Source organism: Nocardia sp. NPDC005825, assembly GCF_040630175.1.
Lineage (GTDB): Bacteria > Actinomycetota > Actinomycetes > Mycobacteriales > Mycobacteriaceae > Nocardia.
In genome coordinates this window covers 299,481-313,777 of record NZ_JBEXXC010000002.1, presented here as the reverse complement: position 1 = coordinate 313,777, position 14,297 = coordinate 299,481, and the positions used below count along the sequence as shown (strand labels likewise).

Annotated in this window: 12 protein-coding genes; 5 read left to right on the top strand and 7 right to left on the bottom strand. The window is 68.3% G+C overall.

Going from position 1 to position 14,297, the window contains the following annotated elements; translation table 11 throughout:
- The 6 genes from ABZ382_RS06065 to ABZ382_RS06040 form a co-directional block, all read right to left on the bottom strand.
- Positions 1–870: an ABC transporter permease gene (locus ABZ382_RS06065; RefSeq protein WP_357084830.1), complete on the bottom strand. Its 870-nt coding sequence runs from the start codon at positions 868–870 to the stop codon at positions 1–3.
- Entirely contained in the window at positions 870–1,652 is a 783-nt protein-coding gene (locus tag ABZ382_RS06060) for an ABC transporter permease (protein WP_357085886.1), read from the bottom strand. The genes ABZ382_RS06065 and ABZ382_RS06060 overlap by 1 nt, the downstream gene beginning before the upstream one ends.
- A gap of 347 nt (positions 1,653–1,999) precedes the next feature.
- Positions 2,000–3,250, bottom strand: a complete 1,251-nt coding sequence (locus ABZ382_RS06055; protein WP_357084827.1) for an FAD-dependent oxidoreductase — start codon at positions 3,248–3,250, stop codon at positions 2,000–2,002.
- Entirely contained in the window at positions 3,247–3,432 is a 186-nt protein-coding gene (locus ABZ382_RS06050) for a rubredoxin (protein WP_357084824.1), read from the bottom strand. The genes ABZ382_RS06055 and ABZ382_RS06050 overlap by 4 nt, the downstream gene beginning before the upstream one ends.
- Position 3,433: 1 nt before the next feature.
- Complete coding sequence (locus ABZ382_RS06045; RefSeq protein WP_357084821.1) at positions 3,434–3,613, bottom strand: rubredoxin; 180 nt, start codon at positions 3,611–3,613, stop codon at positions 3,434–3,436.
- Positions 3,613–4,839, bottom strand: a complete 1,227-nt coding sequence (locus ABZ382_RS06040) for an alkane 1-monooxygenase (RefSeq protein WP_357084818.1) — start codon at positions 4,837–4,839, stop codon at positions 3,613–3,615. The genes ABZ382_RS06045 and ABZ382_RS06040 overlap by 1 nt, the downstream gene beginning before the upstream one ends.
- Before the next feature lie 108 nt (positions 4,840–4,947).
- Here ABZ382_RS06040 and ABZ382_RS06035 point away from each other — a divergent pair, with 108 nt between their 5' ends.
- Positions 4,948–5,553: a TetR family transcriptional regulator gene (locus ABZ382_RS06035; protein ID WP_357084815.1), complete on the top strand. Its 606-nt coding sequence runs from the start codon at positions 4,948–4,950 to the stop codon at positions 5,551–5,553.
- A 45-nt stretch (positions 5,554–5,598) separates the two neighbouring features.
- Here the strand turns inward: ABZ382_RS06035 and ABZ382_RS06030 are convergent, their stop codons facing one another.
- Positions 5,599–7,548, bottom strand: coding sequence for an FAD-dependent oxidoreductase (locus ABZ382_RS06030; protein WP_357084812.1), 1,950 nt, complete (start codon positions 7,546–7,548; stop codon positions 5,599–5,601).
- Positions 7,549–7,674: 126 nt separating this feature from the next.
- Here ABZ382_RS06030 and ABZ382_RS06025 point away from each other — a divergent pair, with 126 nt between their 5' ends.
- From ABZ382_RS06025 to ABZ382_RS06010, 4 genes are all read left to right on the top strand, one after another.
- Positions 7,675–8,154: a pyridoxamine 5'-phosphate oxidase family protein gene (locus ABZ382_RS06025; protein WP_357084809.1), complete on the top strand. Its 480-nt coding sequence runs from the start codon at positions 7,675–7,677 to the stop codon at positions 8,152–8,154.
- 112 nt (positions 8,155–8,266) lie between these two features.
- Complete coding sequence (locus ABZ382_RS06020; protein WP_357084806.1) at positions 8,267–8,932, top strand: respiratory nitrate reductase subunit gamma; 666 nt, start codon at positions 8,267–8,269, stop codon at positions 8,930–8,932.
- A gap of 159 nt (positions 8,933–9,091) precedes the next feature.
- On the top strand, positions 9,092–13,396 hold the full coding sequence (locus ABZ382_RS06015) for a TIR domain-containing protein (protein WP_357084803.1): 4,305 nt from the start codon (positions 9,092–9,094) through the stop codon (positions 13,394–13,396).
- On the top strand, positions 13,393–14,283 hold the full coding sequence (locus ABZ382_RS06010; protein ID WP_357084801.1) for a DUF4231 domain-containing protein: 891 nt from the start codon (positions 13,393–13,395) through the stop codon (positions 14,281–14,283). The genes ABZ382_RS06015 and ABZ382_RS06010 overlap by 4 nt, the downstream gene beginning before the upstream one ends.
- The last annotated feature ends 14 nt before the right edge of the window (positions 14,284–14,297 follow it).

The window sequence follows — 14,297 nt, the reverse complement described above, 5'->3', positions numbered from 1 at the left end:
TCACCCCGAGATCCGGATGCCGACATCCAGGCCCCAGATCACGATCGTCAGGATCATGTCCAGGATGACCACCAGCACCAGACTGGCGCGAATGGCGCGACCCGAGGCCCGGCCCACGCCCTCCGGTCCGCCCGAGGCGTAGAAGCCCTGGTAGCCGTGGATGAGAATGATGGTGACCACGAAGATCGTCGCCTTGATCAGCGAGGCGATCACGTCGCCGGGCTGCAGGAAAGCGTCGAAATAGTGGTAGTAGGTGCCCGAGGACTGCCCGTGCAGGACGTTCACCACGGTCGCGCACGACAGGTACGACAGGATCAGGGTCAGCAGGTGCAGCGGCACGATGGTGATCGCGCCCGCGATCACGCGGGTGGTCACCACGAAGGGCATGGGCCGGATGCCGATGGCCTCCAACGCGTCGATCTCCTCGGAGATGCGCATGGCCCCGATCTCGGCCGTCATCCGGCAGCCCGCCTGCGCCGCGAAACCGATGGCCGCCACCATGGGCGCCATCTCGCGGGTATTGGCGTAGGCGGAGACGAACCCGGTCAGCGGGCCCATCCCGACCATGTTCAGTGCGGTGAAACCCTCCACGCCGATGGACCCGCCGACCGCGATGCCCAAAAACGCCAGCACCGCCACGGTGCCGCCGCCGACGATGAGCGAGCCGGAGCCCCAGGTGATGTCGGACAGGATGAGCATGGTCTGCCGCCGGTACACCCGCAGCGTGTGCGGGACGGCCGCCAGCACCTCGTAGACGAAAGTCGCCTGGTGGCCCAGGGATTCGAGCAGGGACATCGGCGCCTGCGCCGAAGCGCCGATCGTGCGCCCCGCGGTCCCGAGTGGCGTGTACTTCGCCGGTACCTGGGTCATCAGCCCACCTGCGTCGGGATAAACATCGACACCAGCTGCGTGATCACCAGATTCACGCCGAAGGCGGCGATCACACCGATCACCACCGCCGCGTTCACGGCATTGGCCACGCCCTTGGGTCCGGCGGTGGCCTCCAGCCCGCGCTGGCACGACACGATGAGCACGATGACGCCGAAGATGATCGATTTCACGATCGCCACCCACAGGTCGCTCATCTTGGCGAAGGCCGCGAACGCCGACAGGTACGAGCCGGGCGTCACGCCCTGGAAGCCGACGGCGATCACATAGCCGGTGAACACGCCCATGAAGATGATCAGCATGCACAGCAGCGGCGTCAGCGCGATCATGGCCGCCAACCGCGGGGCGACCAGCCGCCGCACGGGGTCGATTCCCATGACGCGCAAGGCGTCCACCTCGTCGCGAATGGTGCGCGCGCCCAGATCCGAGGAGATGGCCGACCCCGCCGCACCGCCCAGCAGCAGCGCGGTCACCATGGGCGCGCCCTGCCGGATGACACCGAGGCCGCCGGCCGCGCCGGACACCGAGCTCGCGCCGACCTGCTGGGTCAGGCTCCCCACCTGCACCGCCACGATCACGCCGAACGGAACCGACACCAGCACAGCGGGAATCGCCGTCACGCTGACGATGAACCAGCCCTGCTGGAGAGTGTCACGCCAGGGATGGCGGAGTTTGACGATATCGAGGATCAGGAATCGGAACGCCGCGCTCGCCAGCTGAATGGTGCGGCCGAACGTGCGCAGCCCGGAGAGTACGAATTCGATTGCCTGCCATAGTGATTCCGGCCCCCGAACAACTTTCTCGACCAATGTTCACCACCCCACAGCCCCTACTGTTTGGTCGATGCCGACCGGTCCCTCTGTTGACCCGGTTCCGACTGACCGAGACAGTAATACAGATTTCGGACTGACGTGTCAGTCTTCACCGAAATAACCAGGGCCTTGACAGGGGTTGCGAGAGCGGAGAAAGATACGCGCGCCGCGCGAATAGCACGCATTACCAGCACTTTTCAGCAATAGGTCGGCAAATGCGAAATGCCACCGGACCATTCGGTTGGTCCGGTGGCATTTCAGATTTTGCGAAGTGTTAGCTCAACTGCGGGCGACCGCCCTCACGACTGTCCGGACAGTACGAGCGCCTCGGCCAGCGGCAAGGATTCGTCGGCGCACGCCCCCGGGTCCAGCACGGCTCCCCGGCCGATCAGGTCCCGCGCGACCCGGAACTCCGCCGGGCGGGCGATCGCCACGACCCCGACCGCGCGGCCGCCGCGCAATGCCAGCACGGTCGCGTCGCCGGACTCCGCGCTCCCCCGCACGATCAGCTCGTCCTCCGCCCGAATCATTCCCGCGAACTGCACGTTCCGGCCGTACTGCATCGACCAGCCCCACGGCACCTCCGCCGTCAGGGCGGGCAACCCGAGCATCGACCGGGCCGCGGCCGCACCTTGCGCCTGCGCGCTGTTCCAGTGCTCGTCACGACGGGACTCACCCGATTTCGAATCCAGTCGATTCACCGCGTCACCCGCGGCGAACACTCCCGGAGCCGACGTGCGATACCGCTCGTCCACCCGGATACCGTCGTCCACGGCCAGCCCGCCGGTCACCGCGAGCCGAGTGTCCGGGACAGATCCGATCGCCACCAGCACCGACGCGGCGGTCCAGGTGCGGTCGTCCTCGGCCACGGCGACCACGTCGTTGCCGGTATAGGCCAGGTGCGAGAGCCGCACCTCGGTCGAGATGGCTACCCCGTTGTCCGCGTGCAGCTTCCGGATGTAGTCGCCCACGACGGCGGGCGCGACCCGCTCCAGCGGCGCGGTCCCCGCATCGAGCACCGTGACCTCCGCGCCCAGACCCCGCGCGGTGGCCGCGACCTCGCAGCCGATGAGACCGGCCCCGATGATCAGCAGCGACGGATCCCGCTCCAGCGTCGCCCGCAGCGCTTCGGCCTCGGCCCGGCCCCGCAGGGTGTGCACCGGCAACGCGGCGTCGGGCGCCACGGACCGGTCCGAGGTCACCGCCAGCTGCCGCGACCGGGCGCCGGTGGCCAGCAGCAGCGAGTCGTAGCCGATGGCGGTCCCGTCGGCCAGCCACACCAGACCCGGTCCGGGATCGATGGATTCGACCGGCACGCCCACCCGCAGGTCGATGTCGTTGCCCGCCCAGAAGTCGGCGGGATGCAACAGCGACCGCCGGTCCTCGACCGCGCCGGCCAGCAGCTCCTTGGAGACCATCGGCCGCCGGTAGGGCGCCGAGAGCTCCGCGCCCAGCAGCACGATCTCCCCGGTGTAGCCCTCGGTGCGCAGGGTGCGCGCGGCGGTGGCTCCGGCCACGCCCGCGCCCACGATGACGATGCGCCCGCTCACGCGCGGCTGACCTCGACCATCTCGAAATCGCTCTTGGCCGCACCGCAATCCGGGCAGGACCAGTCGTCGGGGATGTCGTCCCAGCGGGTGCCGGGCTCGATGCCGTCCTCGGGCCAGCCCAGCGCCTCGTCGTATTCGAAGCCGCACTGCAGGCAGCGGAAGAGTTTGAAGTCGGTGCTCATGTCAGTGTCCCTTCTGAGCGGAAGCCGGTTCGAAGTCGATCTTTTCGCGCACCCCGCAGTCGGGGCAGCACCAGTCGTCCGGGACGGCGGACCAGGCGGTGCCCGCCGGGAAGCCCTCGCGCGGAGCGCCTTTCGCCTCGTCGTAGACGTAATCGCAGATCGGGCAGCGGTAAGCGGCCATCACGCCACCACCCCGTACTTGGCGAACACGCGGGCGCGCTTGCGAGGCTGGACATTGGCGCGGGTGATGTCACCCGAATAGTGCTCGAGCACGCGGTGATCCATCACCTTGCGCCACAGTGGCGGGAAGTAAGCCAGCGAGATCATGCTCGCGTAACCGCTGGGCAGGTTCGGAGCGCCGTCCATACTGCGCAGGATCTGATAGCGGCGGGTGGGGTTCGCGTGATGGTCGCTGTGCCGCTGCAGGTGGTACAGGAAGATATTGGTGACGATGTGGTCGGAGTTCCAGCTGTGCTCCGGGGTGCAGCGCTCGTAGCGGCCGCTGGCGGTCTTCTGCCGCATCAGGCCGTAGTGCTCGAGGTAGTTCACCGTCTCCAGCAGGGCGAAGCCGTAGATCGCCTGGATCACCAGCCAGGGCAGCACGCCCGGTCCGAACGCCGCGGTCAGCGCGCCGAACAGCACCACCGACATCAGCCACGCGTTGAGCACGTCGTTGCGCAGCGTCCACGGACGCCGGCCGAGCCGTTCCAGGCGCTTGGCCTCGAGCTCCCACGACGAGCGCAGGCTGCCCCACACGCTGCGCGGCAGGAAGCCCCAGAAGGTCTCCGCGAAGCGGGCGCTGGCCGGGTCCTCCGGAGTGGCGACGCGGACGTGATGGCCGCGGTTGTGCTCGATGTAGAAGTGGCCGTAGAACGTCTGGGCCAGCGTGATCTTCGACAGCCAGCGCTCGAGCTCGTCCTTCTTGTGGCCCAGTTCGTGCGCGGTGTTGATGCCGACGCCGCCCATCACGCCCATGCTCAGCGCCAGGCCCAGCTTGGAGATCAGGCCCAGGCCGCCGTCGACGCCCAGCCAGGACAGGTCGCTCGCGGTCCACAGGTAGCAGGCCACGGTCAGGCTCAGCAGCTGGAACGGGATGTAGGCGTAGGTGCAGTACCGGTAGTACTTGTCGTTCTCGAGGTACTCCATCACCTCGTCGGGCGGGTTCTGGCCGTCCGGGCCGAAGAAGCGGTCCAGGATCGGCAGCAGCACGTACACGATCAGCGGGCCGATCCACCACCACACCGGCGAGACCGCGGTCCAGCCGAACTCGTTGAAGGTCCAGACCAAGGCCATCGCCAGGAACAGGGCCGTCGGGGGAACGAGGCCGAGCAGCCACAGATAGCGCTTGCGGTCACGCCACTGCGGGCGGGCCGTGGCCTCTTCCGCGCTGAAATGAGACGTCGTCATTGCCGTACTCCTAGCGTTTACACTTTCTCAAGAACTGTATTCATTAGATACACTGTGATCCAGTCTGTCAACGACGAGACGAAAGTTGAGCCCATGTACGATCGGGACGTGGTTGAAGCACCGAACTTCCAGACCGAGATGCGGCTGTTGCTGCGCGAGCGGATCATCGAAGCGGGCCGGCGCATCGTCATCACCGAAGGGTGGGGCGCGGTGAACATGTCGCGGCTCGCCAAGGAGGTGGGCGTGAGTCGCCCGGTGCTCTACAAGGAGTTCGCCAACAAACACGAGCTGGCCGAAGTGGTGGTGCAGCAGGAAGTCGACGGCTTCCTGGTCGGCATCGCCGAATGCCTGGCCGCGCATCCGACCGAGGTCGCGACCGGGATGACCGCGGCGGCCGAGTTCACGCTGCGGACCGGCGCCGACAACACACTGATCAAAGCGGTGCTGGCCGGGCGATCGGAGACCGACAGCTCACTGCTGCCGGTGCTGATGACCGAGACCGAGCCGGTGCTGGGCCGCGCGGTCACCGCACTCTCGGCGGGCATCCGGTCGCAGTACGGGCTGCCGGCGATGAGCGACGCCGAACTGACCTCGATGACCGAGGTGCTGGTCCGGCTCGCGCTGAGTCACCTGTTCCAGCCGACCGGGCCGATCGACCGGGCCGTGGGGCAGATCAACAAGGTGATCGTCGGCGCCTACGGCGCGGTGCTGTAGCGACGGCGCGGCACGCGAGAAGGCCTGCCGCGCCGCCGAATCGGGCTACGCGAGCCGCGCCGCCAGGCGGGTCGCGTTCATGTAGGCGATCGCCTCGATGCTGACCATCGGGTTCACCCCCGACGAGGTCGGGAAGCAGGAGGCGTCGGCCACCACGATGTTCGGCACATCCCAGGTGACGCCGTCGGGATTGGTCGCCGAATCCGCGGCGGAACCGCCCATCCGGGCCGAGCCCATGATGTGCAGCGCGCCCATCGAGCAGCGGCCCGGCGCGTACCCGGCGGCGGCCGCCCGGGCGGCGAAGTCCTCGTGGCTACCCTCGACGCCCGGCGCGTAGCCGACGCCCGCCTGGTGCCCGGAGAAGATCCGCTGCGCGCCCGCCGCCTCCAGAATGCTTGCGGCATTGACGATTCCGGTGTGCATGTGGGCGGCGTCGCGGGCCGACAGCCGGTAGCGCACCACGGCCTCGCCCTGCTTGTCGGTCTCGACCGAGCCGTGGTCGCGGTCGCGGGTGATGACGCCGACGGCGACGGTATTCGCTAGTTTCAGCATGCGGTCGCGATGCGCGGCCGCGCCGGTCCAGGCCTGGAAGCCCACCGACATGCCCGGGGTCATGGGCCCGGTCTCGTAGATGACGCCGTAGCCGTTGCCGTCCAGGTCGCGATCCTGTTTGGAGTAGCGGGTCTGCAGGCCGCCCTCCCACGGGCGGATCTCCTCGTCGAAGACGCCGAACACCGCAGTGGCCGGATGCAGCCGGAGATAGTCGCCGATGGCACGATTCGTCAGGCCGGAGCGGCGCAGCAGGGCGGGGGTCTGGATCGCCCCGGCGGCGACCACCACCGCGCGGGCACGCACCCACACCGAATGCCCGTCCGCCGTCACGGCTTCCACGCCGGTGGCGGTGCCATTGCTGACCTCGATGCGCCGCACGTCGGTGCCGACGAACAGGCGCGCGCCCGCCGCGGCCGCATCCGCCAACCAGGTCTTGACCGCCGACTGCTTGGCCCCGATGCGGCAGCCGAAACCACAACGCCCGCATTCGATTCCGGCATCGCAGCCGCGAACGTTGCGGGGCAGCGACTCGACGTGCCAGTCCAGTTTGCGCAGGCCGCGTTCGAGGATCTCGTCGCGGCGCGAGGCGGGCGAATGGTCGAGGTTCACCCCGAGCCGGGACACCACCGCGTCGAGGGCGTCGGTGTACTCCTGCTCGGCGAACTGGCTCGCGCCCAGCCGGGCCCATTCCGCGCGCACGTCGTCCGGGGTCCGGAAGGAGGTGGTCCAATTGACCACCGTGCCGCCGCCCAGCGCGCTGCCCGCCACCAGGCTCAGCTGGCCTTCGGCGGTGGCGGCCGGACCCGGCGCGTACAGCTTCAGGAACCCTTCCTTCTCGCCGATGCCGAAGTCCGGGTCGTCGAAGTAGTCGCCGCGTTCCAGCACAACGACATCCAGGCCCGCCTGGGCCAGGACCGCCGCGGCCGTCCCGCCACCCGCGCCCGACCCGATCACGACCACATCGCACACGACCGTCGTGTCGGAGTCCGGCCGCTCCGGGCTGAGCCCGCGCTTCGCACCTTCGACCGGGCCGAACGCGGGCGGGAAGCCCATCCTTTCCCACACCGGATTCACCCCGGTCGGCCCCGGCGTCAGGTAGTAGGAGGTGACCGCCGCCCCCTTCAACGCCTGGAACAGCGCCCGCTTCTGCTCGATCCGGGAGTTGGCCATCCCGAGCAGCATTCGCTCCCGCTCCTCGGCGCCGAGCCGCGAGAACTTGCGCCACCCCGCGCCGTTGAGCGCCCCGAACACCCGCGAATCCCACACGCGCATGAGCAGTTCGAACTGCCGCCGCTCCGCCTCCCGGGGATTGCGTCCGAGCAACTCGGTGACGGTGTCGACGACCCCCAGCGCGGAAGCCGACGCCACCTCACCCCCGTCCCCCGGCGCGAAAGTGTCACAAACCATCTCGAGTACGGCCCGCCGCGCCGCATCTGAACCCATGCCGCCATCATGCGCTACCCGCCCGCCCCTGTCCCGGCAATTGCGGCACACCGCCCTCACATGCTGCCGAGCCGAATCCGCCTACCCTCGAATCGTTCAGTCAGCCCCTATCGAACAGGACCGGTCGTGACCCTCGAACAGAACTGGGATCGCATCCGCGAGACCGTATCTCGCGCCGCCCACTGCACCCTCGCGTCGACCGATCCGGACGGCGCGCCGACCATCGCACCGATCGGCACGGTGTTCCTGCGCGACGACGCGACCGGCTTCTACTTCGACCAGTACGCCGAGGCGCTGGGCCGCAACCTGGACCGCGATCCGCGGGTCTGCCTGCTGGCCGTGGACGGCCGTGGACTGTTCTGGTTCCGTTCGCTGCTGACCGCGCGCTTCCCGTCGCCGCCCGGAGTCCGGCTCTACGGCACCGCCGGGCCCCGGCGCGTCGCGACCGCGGACGAACTGCGGCAGGTGCGGACGCGAGTGCGACTTCCGGCGCGGCTCCCGGGCGGGAAATTGTTGTGGTCGGACTTCTCTCACGTCCGCGACATCAGCTTCACCGATTACCGACCGGTTCGGTACCCGCACATGATGTCCCACCTCTGGCGATAACACGCCATCCGCCGCGCGGAGTTGGCACGATTCGACACTTCTCCGCCGCCCTGCGGCGTGCGACAGTTGCTCGGCCAGTGCTGTCGGCGCCGACCGAATGTGGGGTGAGGGCATGATTATCGCGATCTGGGTGGTACTGCCGTATGCCGCCGTCGTGTCGTGCGCGGTCGGGCATCTATGGCGGTATCGGCGCGACGGTTTCCGCGGCTATCTGTACGGGCCGCACATCGACAAGGCACAGCGGATCGGGATCGCCGCCGTGCGTCTCGGGTTCCCGGTGGTGTTCGCGGTGCGGGTGGCGGAGATGCTCGCGTCGGGCCCACACACGCGGCCCGAGCACGACATTCACGTACTGCTGTCGGCGGTCCAGATCGTGGCCGCGCCCGTGACCGTCGCCGGGGTGGCGCTGATCCTGATCCCGCCATTGATCTCCGCCGACACACGGCACCGGGTCACCCCGCTCGACCGCTTCACGCTGCCGCTGCTCAGCGCCGCACTCCTCTCGGCCGTCCTGGTCACCTTCGACGGCAGCGCCACCGACGGCCGCTACCGCGCCGCCGAAACCCTGTTCCCTTGGGCGCGTTCGCTGCTCGCGCTCCACCCCGACCCGTCCGGCATGGATCACGCCCCCGCCCTGTACCAAGCCCGCGGGCTGATCGTGGTGGCGATCATCGCGGTCTGGCCGTACACGCGACTGGCCGGGATCCTGTCGGTGCCCGCACTGCGGGTACTGCGGCAGGCGGTCCCCGCACCGTATCGGTCCGCGCCGACGGTCTGAGACGGGCCGCTCAGCGATTTCCAGGAGATAGCTCCCATTCCTTGGAATCACTCGTCACGCAGGCCGGTAAATGGTTTCCCTATACAGAGGGGCTATCACTCCGGATCCGAGTAGCGCGCTACTCATGCCTCGGTCGTCGGCAACGGCGACACTCGAGCAATGGCGCGCATTTTCCTCAGCCATTCCAGCCGAGACAATCGGCAGGCCATTGCGCTGAAGGCCTGGCTCGTCGCGCAGGATCCCGCTCTTGCCGACGAGATCTTCCTCGACCTGGATCCCGAGACGGGGATCGCGCCCGGGGTGCGATGGAAAGACGCCCTGGTCCGAGCCACATCCCGGTGCGAAGCCGTGATCTGCCTGCTGTCGGAGCAATGGGATTCCTCACCGGAATGCCGCACCGAGGTACGGACCGCGGAGAACCTCAACAAACGAATATTCGCCGCACGCCTGGAACCGTTCGTGAGCCGCGAGTCCACCCGGGAATGGCAGCAATGCGATCTGTTCCCCGCCGGACCGACGACAGCGGTACCCGTCGCCGGGGGCCCGCCCGTCGAATTCTCGACCGAGGGTCTGCGGCGACTGTGGCGGGGTTTGCGGGAGGCGGGTATCGGAGCCGAGTATTTCGAGTGGCCACCACCCGGAGATCCCAGCCGGGCGCCCTATCGAGGATGGGATCCGTTCGAGGCGGTCGACGCAGCCGTGTATTTCGGCCGGGACGCCCAGATCCTGCGCGGCCTGGACATGCTACGCGGAATGCGCGCCGCCGGCGTCGAGAACCTGTTCGTCATCCTGGGCCCGTCGGGCACCGGCAAATCGTCGTTCCTGCGAGCAGGACTACTCCCCCGCTTGCGCCGCGACGACCGGCACTTCCTGGTTCTCGACATCGTCCGGCCCGAACGGGCCGCGGTCACCGGCCCGGTCGGCCTGGCCGCGTCCCTCTACGCGGTGCGCCAGCGGCTCGGGCTGAGAGAACCGACCCTCGGTGCGATCAAGACAGCCTGCGCGTCCGACCCCGCTCAGGTCACCGGCTGGCTACGGGAGGTCCAGGCCGCTGCCGCGGACGAGAAGCCCGATTCGAGCGATACGGTGACCCCGACGATCGTGCTCCCCGTGGATCAGGCCGAGGAACTGTTCGGCAGCGAGGCGGGGCGCGAGGCGGCGTTGTTCCAGTCGATTCTCGCCCGGCTGGTCGCGGACGGCCTGGATATCATTGCCGCACTGACCATTCGGGCCGATCGCTACGAACCGCTGCAGACCTCGCCCGCCCTCGCCTCGGTGAAGAGCGTGGTATTCGACGAATTGCGACCTCTGCAGCCCGCGCGGTTCGCCGAGGTCATCCGAGGACCGGCGGAGCGCGCCACCGCGGCCGGCAATCCGCTCACCGTGCGCGAGGATCTCGTGGAACGACTGCTCGCCGACTGCGCGGACAGCGCCAACCCGCTGCCATTGCTGTCGCTGACGCTGTGGCGGCTGTACCTCGACTACTCCGCCGCCGGCGAACTGACCGTCGCCGACTACACGGCGATGGGCGGAATGGCGCACGTGGTCGAGTCGGAGATCGATTCCATACTCGCCCAGGACGACTCGGAGCGGCAAGAGCAACTAGAGCGATTGCACGCGGCCTTCGTACCCTGGCTCGCCACCATCGCCCAGGACAACGATCAGCCACTGCGCCGCATCGCGCGCCTGGCCGACCTGCCCGCCACCAGCCACCCACTCATCGCGGCGTTCGTCGACCACCGGCTACTGGTCCAGGACGAACGCGGCGGCGAGACCACCATCGAGGTGGCGCTGGAAAGCCTGTTGAGCGAATGGCCCGCCCTGGCCCAATGGTTGCGCGAGGAAGCCAGCGATCTGCGCACCGCGGACGGCCTCGACCGCGCCGCGATCGAATGGGAGAGCAGCGGGCGTGACGACGCCTGGCTGATGGCGGGCACCCGGCTGAGCGAGGCCGAAAAGATCGCCGCTACTCCGGCATTCGCCGATCGGCTGGCCGGCGCGCGCGAGTTCCTCACCGCGGGCCGCCGGCGCCAGGACGCCGAGACCGCAGCCGAACAGCACCGCCACGCCAAGGAATTGAACGATGCGCGCGCCTATGCCGACGGGCTACGCCGACGGTCACACATCTTGCGGGCCGTCCTGGCACTGACCCTCGTCGCCGCGCTGGTGGCCGGATTCTTCGCGATACGAACCAGTTTGGCCCAGCACGAGGCCGATCGACGACTACACGAAGCGACCGCCCTGCGCCTGGTCTCCGAGGGGCAGGCCATGCTCGCCGGGATTCGGCCCGGCGGTGACACACGAGCCATCGAACAGATCCTCGCCGCGCGCCAGATCGGCTCGCATCCCGACGATGGAGCGGTCCTCGACGCGCTCTCGACGACATCCGCCCAGGTGAAGATATTGGACACACCCGCGCGGAACTCCGTCACGGCATTCGCCGTCAGTCCCGATGGGCGGCACGCGGCGTCAGCGAGCGGGGGGACGATACAACTGCTGGACGCGGTCACAGGCCGGACCACCGGCCCTACATTCACCGCGAACAACAAGAGTCCCGTGAACTGCCTGGCCTACAGCGCAGACGGCCTGCGGTTGGCGTCCGCGGGCAATGACGGAACGGTCCAGATTTGGGATGCGCTGAATGGTTCGCACATCGCGGGCCCCTTCCAGACCGGACACACGGCGGTGATGTCGGTGGCATTCGGGCCGGACGGACGCCATCTGGCCGCAGGCGTGTTCCCGGATGCGATCCAGATATGGAATATCGGTGCGGGACAACAGCTTCGCACGATACGAAGCACCGACCCAGCCTGGCGGCTCGCCTTTCTACCGGAGGGAAAACGTCTTGTCGCCACCACGGATTCCGGCCTGCAACTCTGGGACACCGAATCGGGCGCGGCGGTCGCACATACCCCGGACCAGGAAGCCAAGAGCGCATCTGTCGTCGCGGTCGCTCCGGGCGGTGGCCTCATCGCATCCGGTGGATACGACAAACTCGTACATTTCTGGGACGCGACAACCCTCCAGCCCGCCGGGGCTGCACTCAACGGTCACGACGATTCGGTGGGAGCGATCGCATTCAGCGGGGATGGGCGTAGTGTCGTCTCCGGAAGTTGGGACGGAACGATTCGGCTGTGGGACGTCGCATCCCGGCAGCCGGTCGGCACGCCTCTGACCGGACATCACAGCAGCGTGAAGGGTGTCGGCTTCACCACCGATGGACACCGAGTGCTGTCGGCGGGCGACGAAACCATCCGGATGTGGAACGCCGACACCGCCGCCACGATAGGTACGGTGATCGCGGCGGACGACTCGTCGCTGAACTCGGTCCATTACAGCCCGGACGGTACCCGCCTGGTATCCGCGGGTGCCCGCAATGATCCGCATTCGAGTCTGCCCGGCGTTATTCGTGTCTGGGAAGCCGCAACGGGAGCCCTCGTCTCGAGCATCACGACGGATGGCACGTTACCTGCGAATGCGATCTTCAGCCCCGATGGCGCCCGCATCATTGCCCTGGAGATGGGCTACAAGACACCGACCGATCGGATCGCTGTCACGATCGATGATCTGATCCCCGTCTACTCGATCGCGACCTTCGACGCGAAAACCGGCGCACCTGTGACCACCTGGGAGATCGATGCACAGAAGGCAGTCGGCACCTCGGTACTGAGCCCGGACGGAACCCGTCTGGCCACTGTCGGCGGAGCGCTGCCGAAAGACTTTCTGGCCAACGGCTTCAGGGCCTACGATCTGACATCGCCCACACTCGGAGTCGACTTCAGTGTGATGCTGTGGGATCCGAGCACCGGACATCGTGCCGGCACCCCGCTCGACGAGCATTCGATTGTCAGTGCCGTGGCCTTCAGCCCGGACGGCCGCCGCATTGTCACGAACGGTGGATTCGGCCAAGTGAAGATCTGGGACGCCGAGTCCCATCGTCAGGTCGGCGAGCCGATCTCCGATACCGAAACCTCGACCTTCCTCGCGTACAGCCCGGACGGCCGGCGGATCGCCTCGGCCAACTCCGAATCCATTCGGCTGTTCGATGCTGATTCCGGGAAGCTCATCAGTAACTCGATCACAGATCCCTCAGGGTCCATACACGCCATCTCGTTCAGCGCCGACAACCGATACCTGATCGCGGGGGTCGGCAAGTCCGTCCGGATCTGGGACGCGGCATCCGGGCTTCCGGTCGGCAGGCCGATGACCGGCCCGGCCGACACCATCCAAGGACTGTCCGTCAGCCCCGACGGCCGCCGGCTCGCGACCATCGGATCACCGTTCGGCATCGACGATCACGCGGTCATCCATCTCTGGCCCGGTCCCGCCGTCTGGCCGGACCGGTTGTGCGACAAGCTCACCACGAACATGAGCCAGCAGGAGTGGAACGAATGGGTCTCCCCGGACATCCCGTACCGGGAGGCCTGCCCCGGCCTGCCGCGCCGGTCGGACGACGGCACATGAGCGGAACCGACGATCAGGTCGTCGCCGAACTCTGGGCCGATCGGCTGCGCTGGTCCCGCGCCGCGGGCCGGCTCAAGCGCCGCCTCGATCGGGCGCGGATCATCGCGTTCGCGGCCAGCACCATCGGCGCACTGTGCACGACCGCGACTGCGTCGGTGCTGCATTCGGGTGGCGCGGCCCGGACCGGTGTCGCGGCGGTCGGCGCCGCGTGCCTCGCCCTGGCCGCCTTCGTCGGGATCCACTACCTGACCCCTGACGCGGTCCGGGCGTGGACGCGGGCGCGGGCGACGTCGGAGGCCGTCAAGCGACTGATCTTCGAGTTCCGCGCGGGGGCTCAGTCCAGCGCGGATGCCCTCCGCCACGGCGTGACCGACATCGTCACCGCCGCGGCGGATCTGCTGCCCGTCGTCGGCACCGGTGACGACACGACGCCGGCGGCCCCGCCGCCATCCATGACACCGGAAACCTATGTCCGGCAACGAGTCCAGGGGCAGATCGGCGACTACTACCAACCGATGGCCGGTCGGTACACGCGGTCCGCGGCGCGCTGGCGCTGGTTCGCGATGACCCTGGGTGTGGCGACCGCGCTCGTCGCGACCGCCACGGCCGTCACACCGGGTACCGGCCCCACCGCCCTGGCCCCCTGGGTCGCGGTCCTCACCACGGCCACCGCCAATGTCGCCGCCTACCAGACCGCCCGCCGCTACGACTACCTCGCCATGACCTACCTCGCCACCGCCCAACGTCTCCGGGGCCTCGCCGACGACTGGGCCGCCGGAGCACTGTCGGACTGGCCCCTGTTCGTCTCCACCTGCGAGTCCGTGATCGCCACCGAGAACACCGCGTGGATGGCCAAGTGGACCGAGGGCAGCGTCGCCCGTTTCTGATCGACATTCGCCGA

Excerpts from the sequence above, each read along its gene's own strand:
- ABZ382_RS06015 (WP_357084803.1), top strand. The coding sequence starts at position 9,092 with ATGGCGCGCATTTTCCTCAGCCATTCCAGCCGAGACAATCGGCAGGCC.
- ABZ382_RS06010 (WP_357084801.1), top strand. The coding sequence starts at position 13,393 with ATGAGCGGAACCGACGATCAGGTCGTCGCCGAACTCTGGGCCGATCGG.
- ABZ382_RS06030 (WP_357084812.1), bottom strand. The coding sequence starts at position 7,548 with ATGGGTTCAGATGCGGCGCGGCGGGCCGTACTCGAGATGGTTTGTGAC.
- ABZ382_RS06050 (WP_357084824.1), bottom strand. The coding sequence starts at position 3,432 with ATGAGCACCGACTTCAAACTCTTCCGCTGCCTGCAGTGCGGCTTCGAA.
- ABZ382_RS06020 (WP_357084806.1), top strand. The coding sequence starts at position 8,267 with ATGATTATCGCGATCTGGGTGGTACTGCCGTATGCCGCCGTCGTGTCG.
- ABZ382_RS06045 (WP_357084821.1), bottom strand. The coding sequence starts at position 3,613 with ATGGCCGCTTACCGCTGCCCGATCTGCGATTACGTCTACGACGAGGCG.
- ABZ382_RS06040 (WP_357084818.1), bottom strand. The coding sequence starts at position 4,839 with ATGACGACGTCTCATTTCAGCGCGGAAGAGGCCACGGCCCGCCCGCAG.
- ABZ382_RS06065 (WP_357084830.1), bottom strand. The coding sequence starts at position 870 with ATGACCCAGGTACCGGCGAAGTACACGCCACTCGGGACCGCGGGGCGC.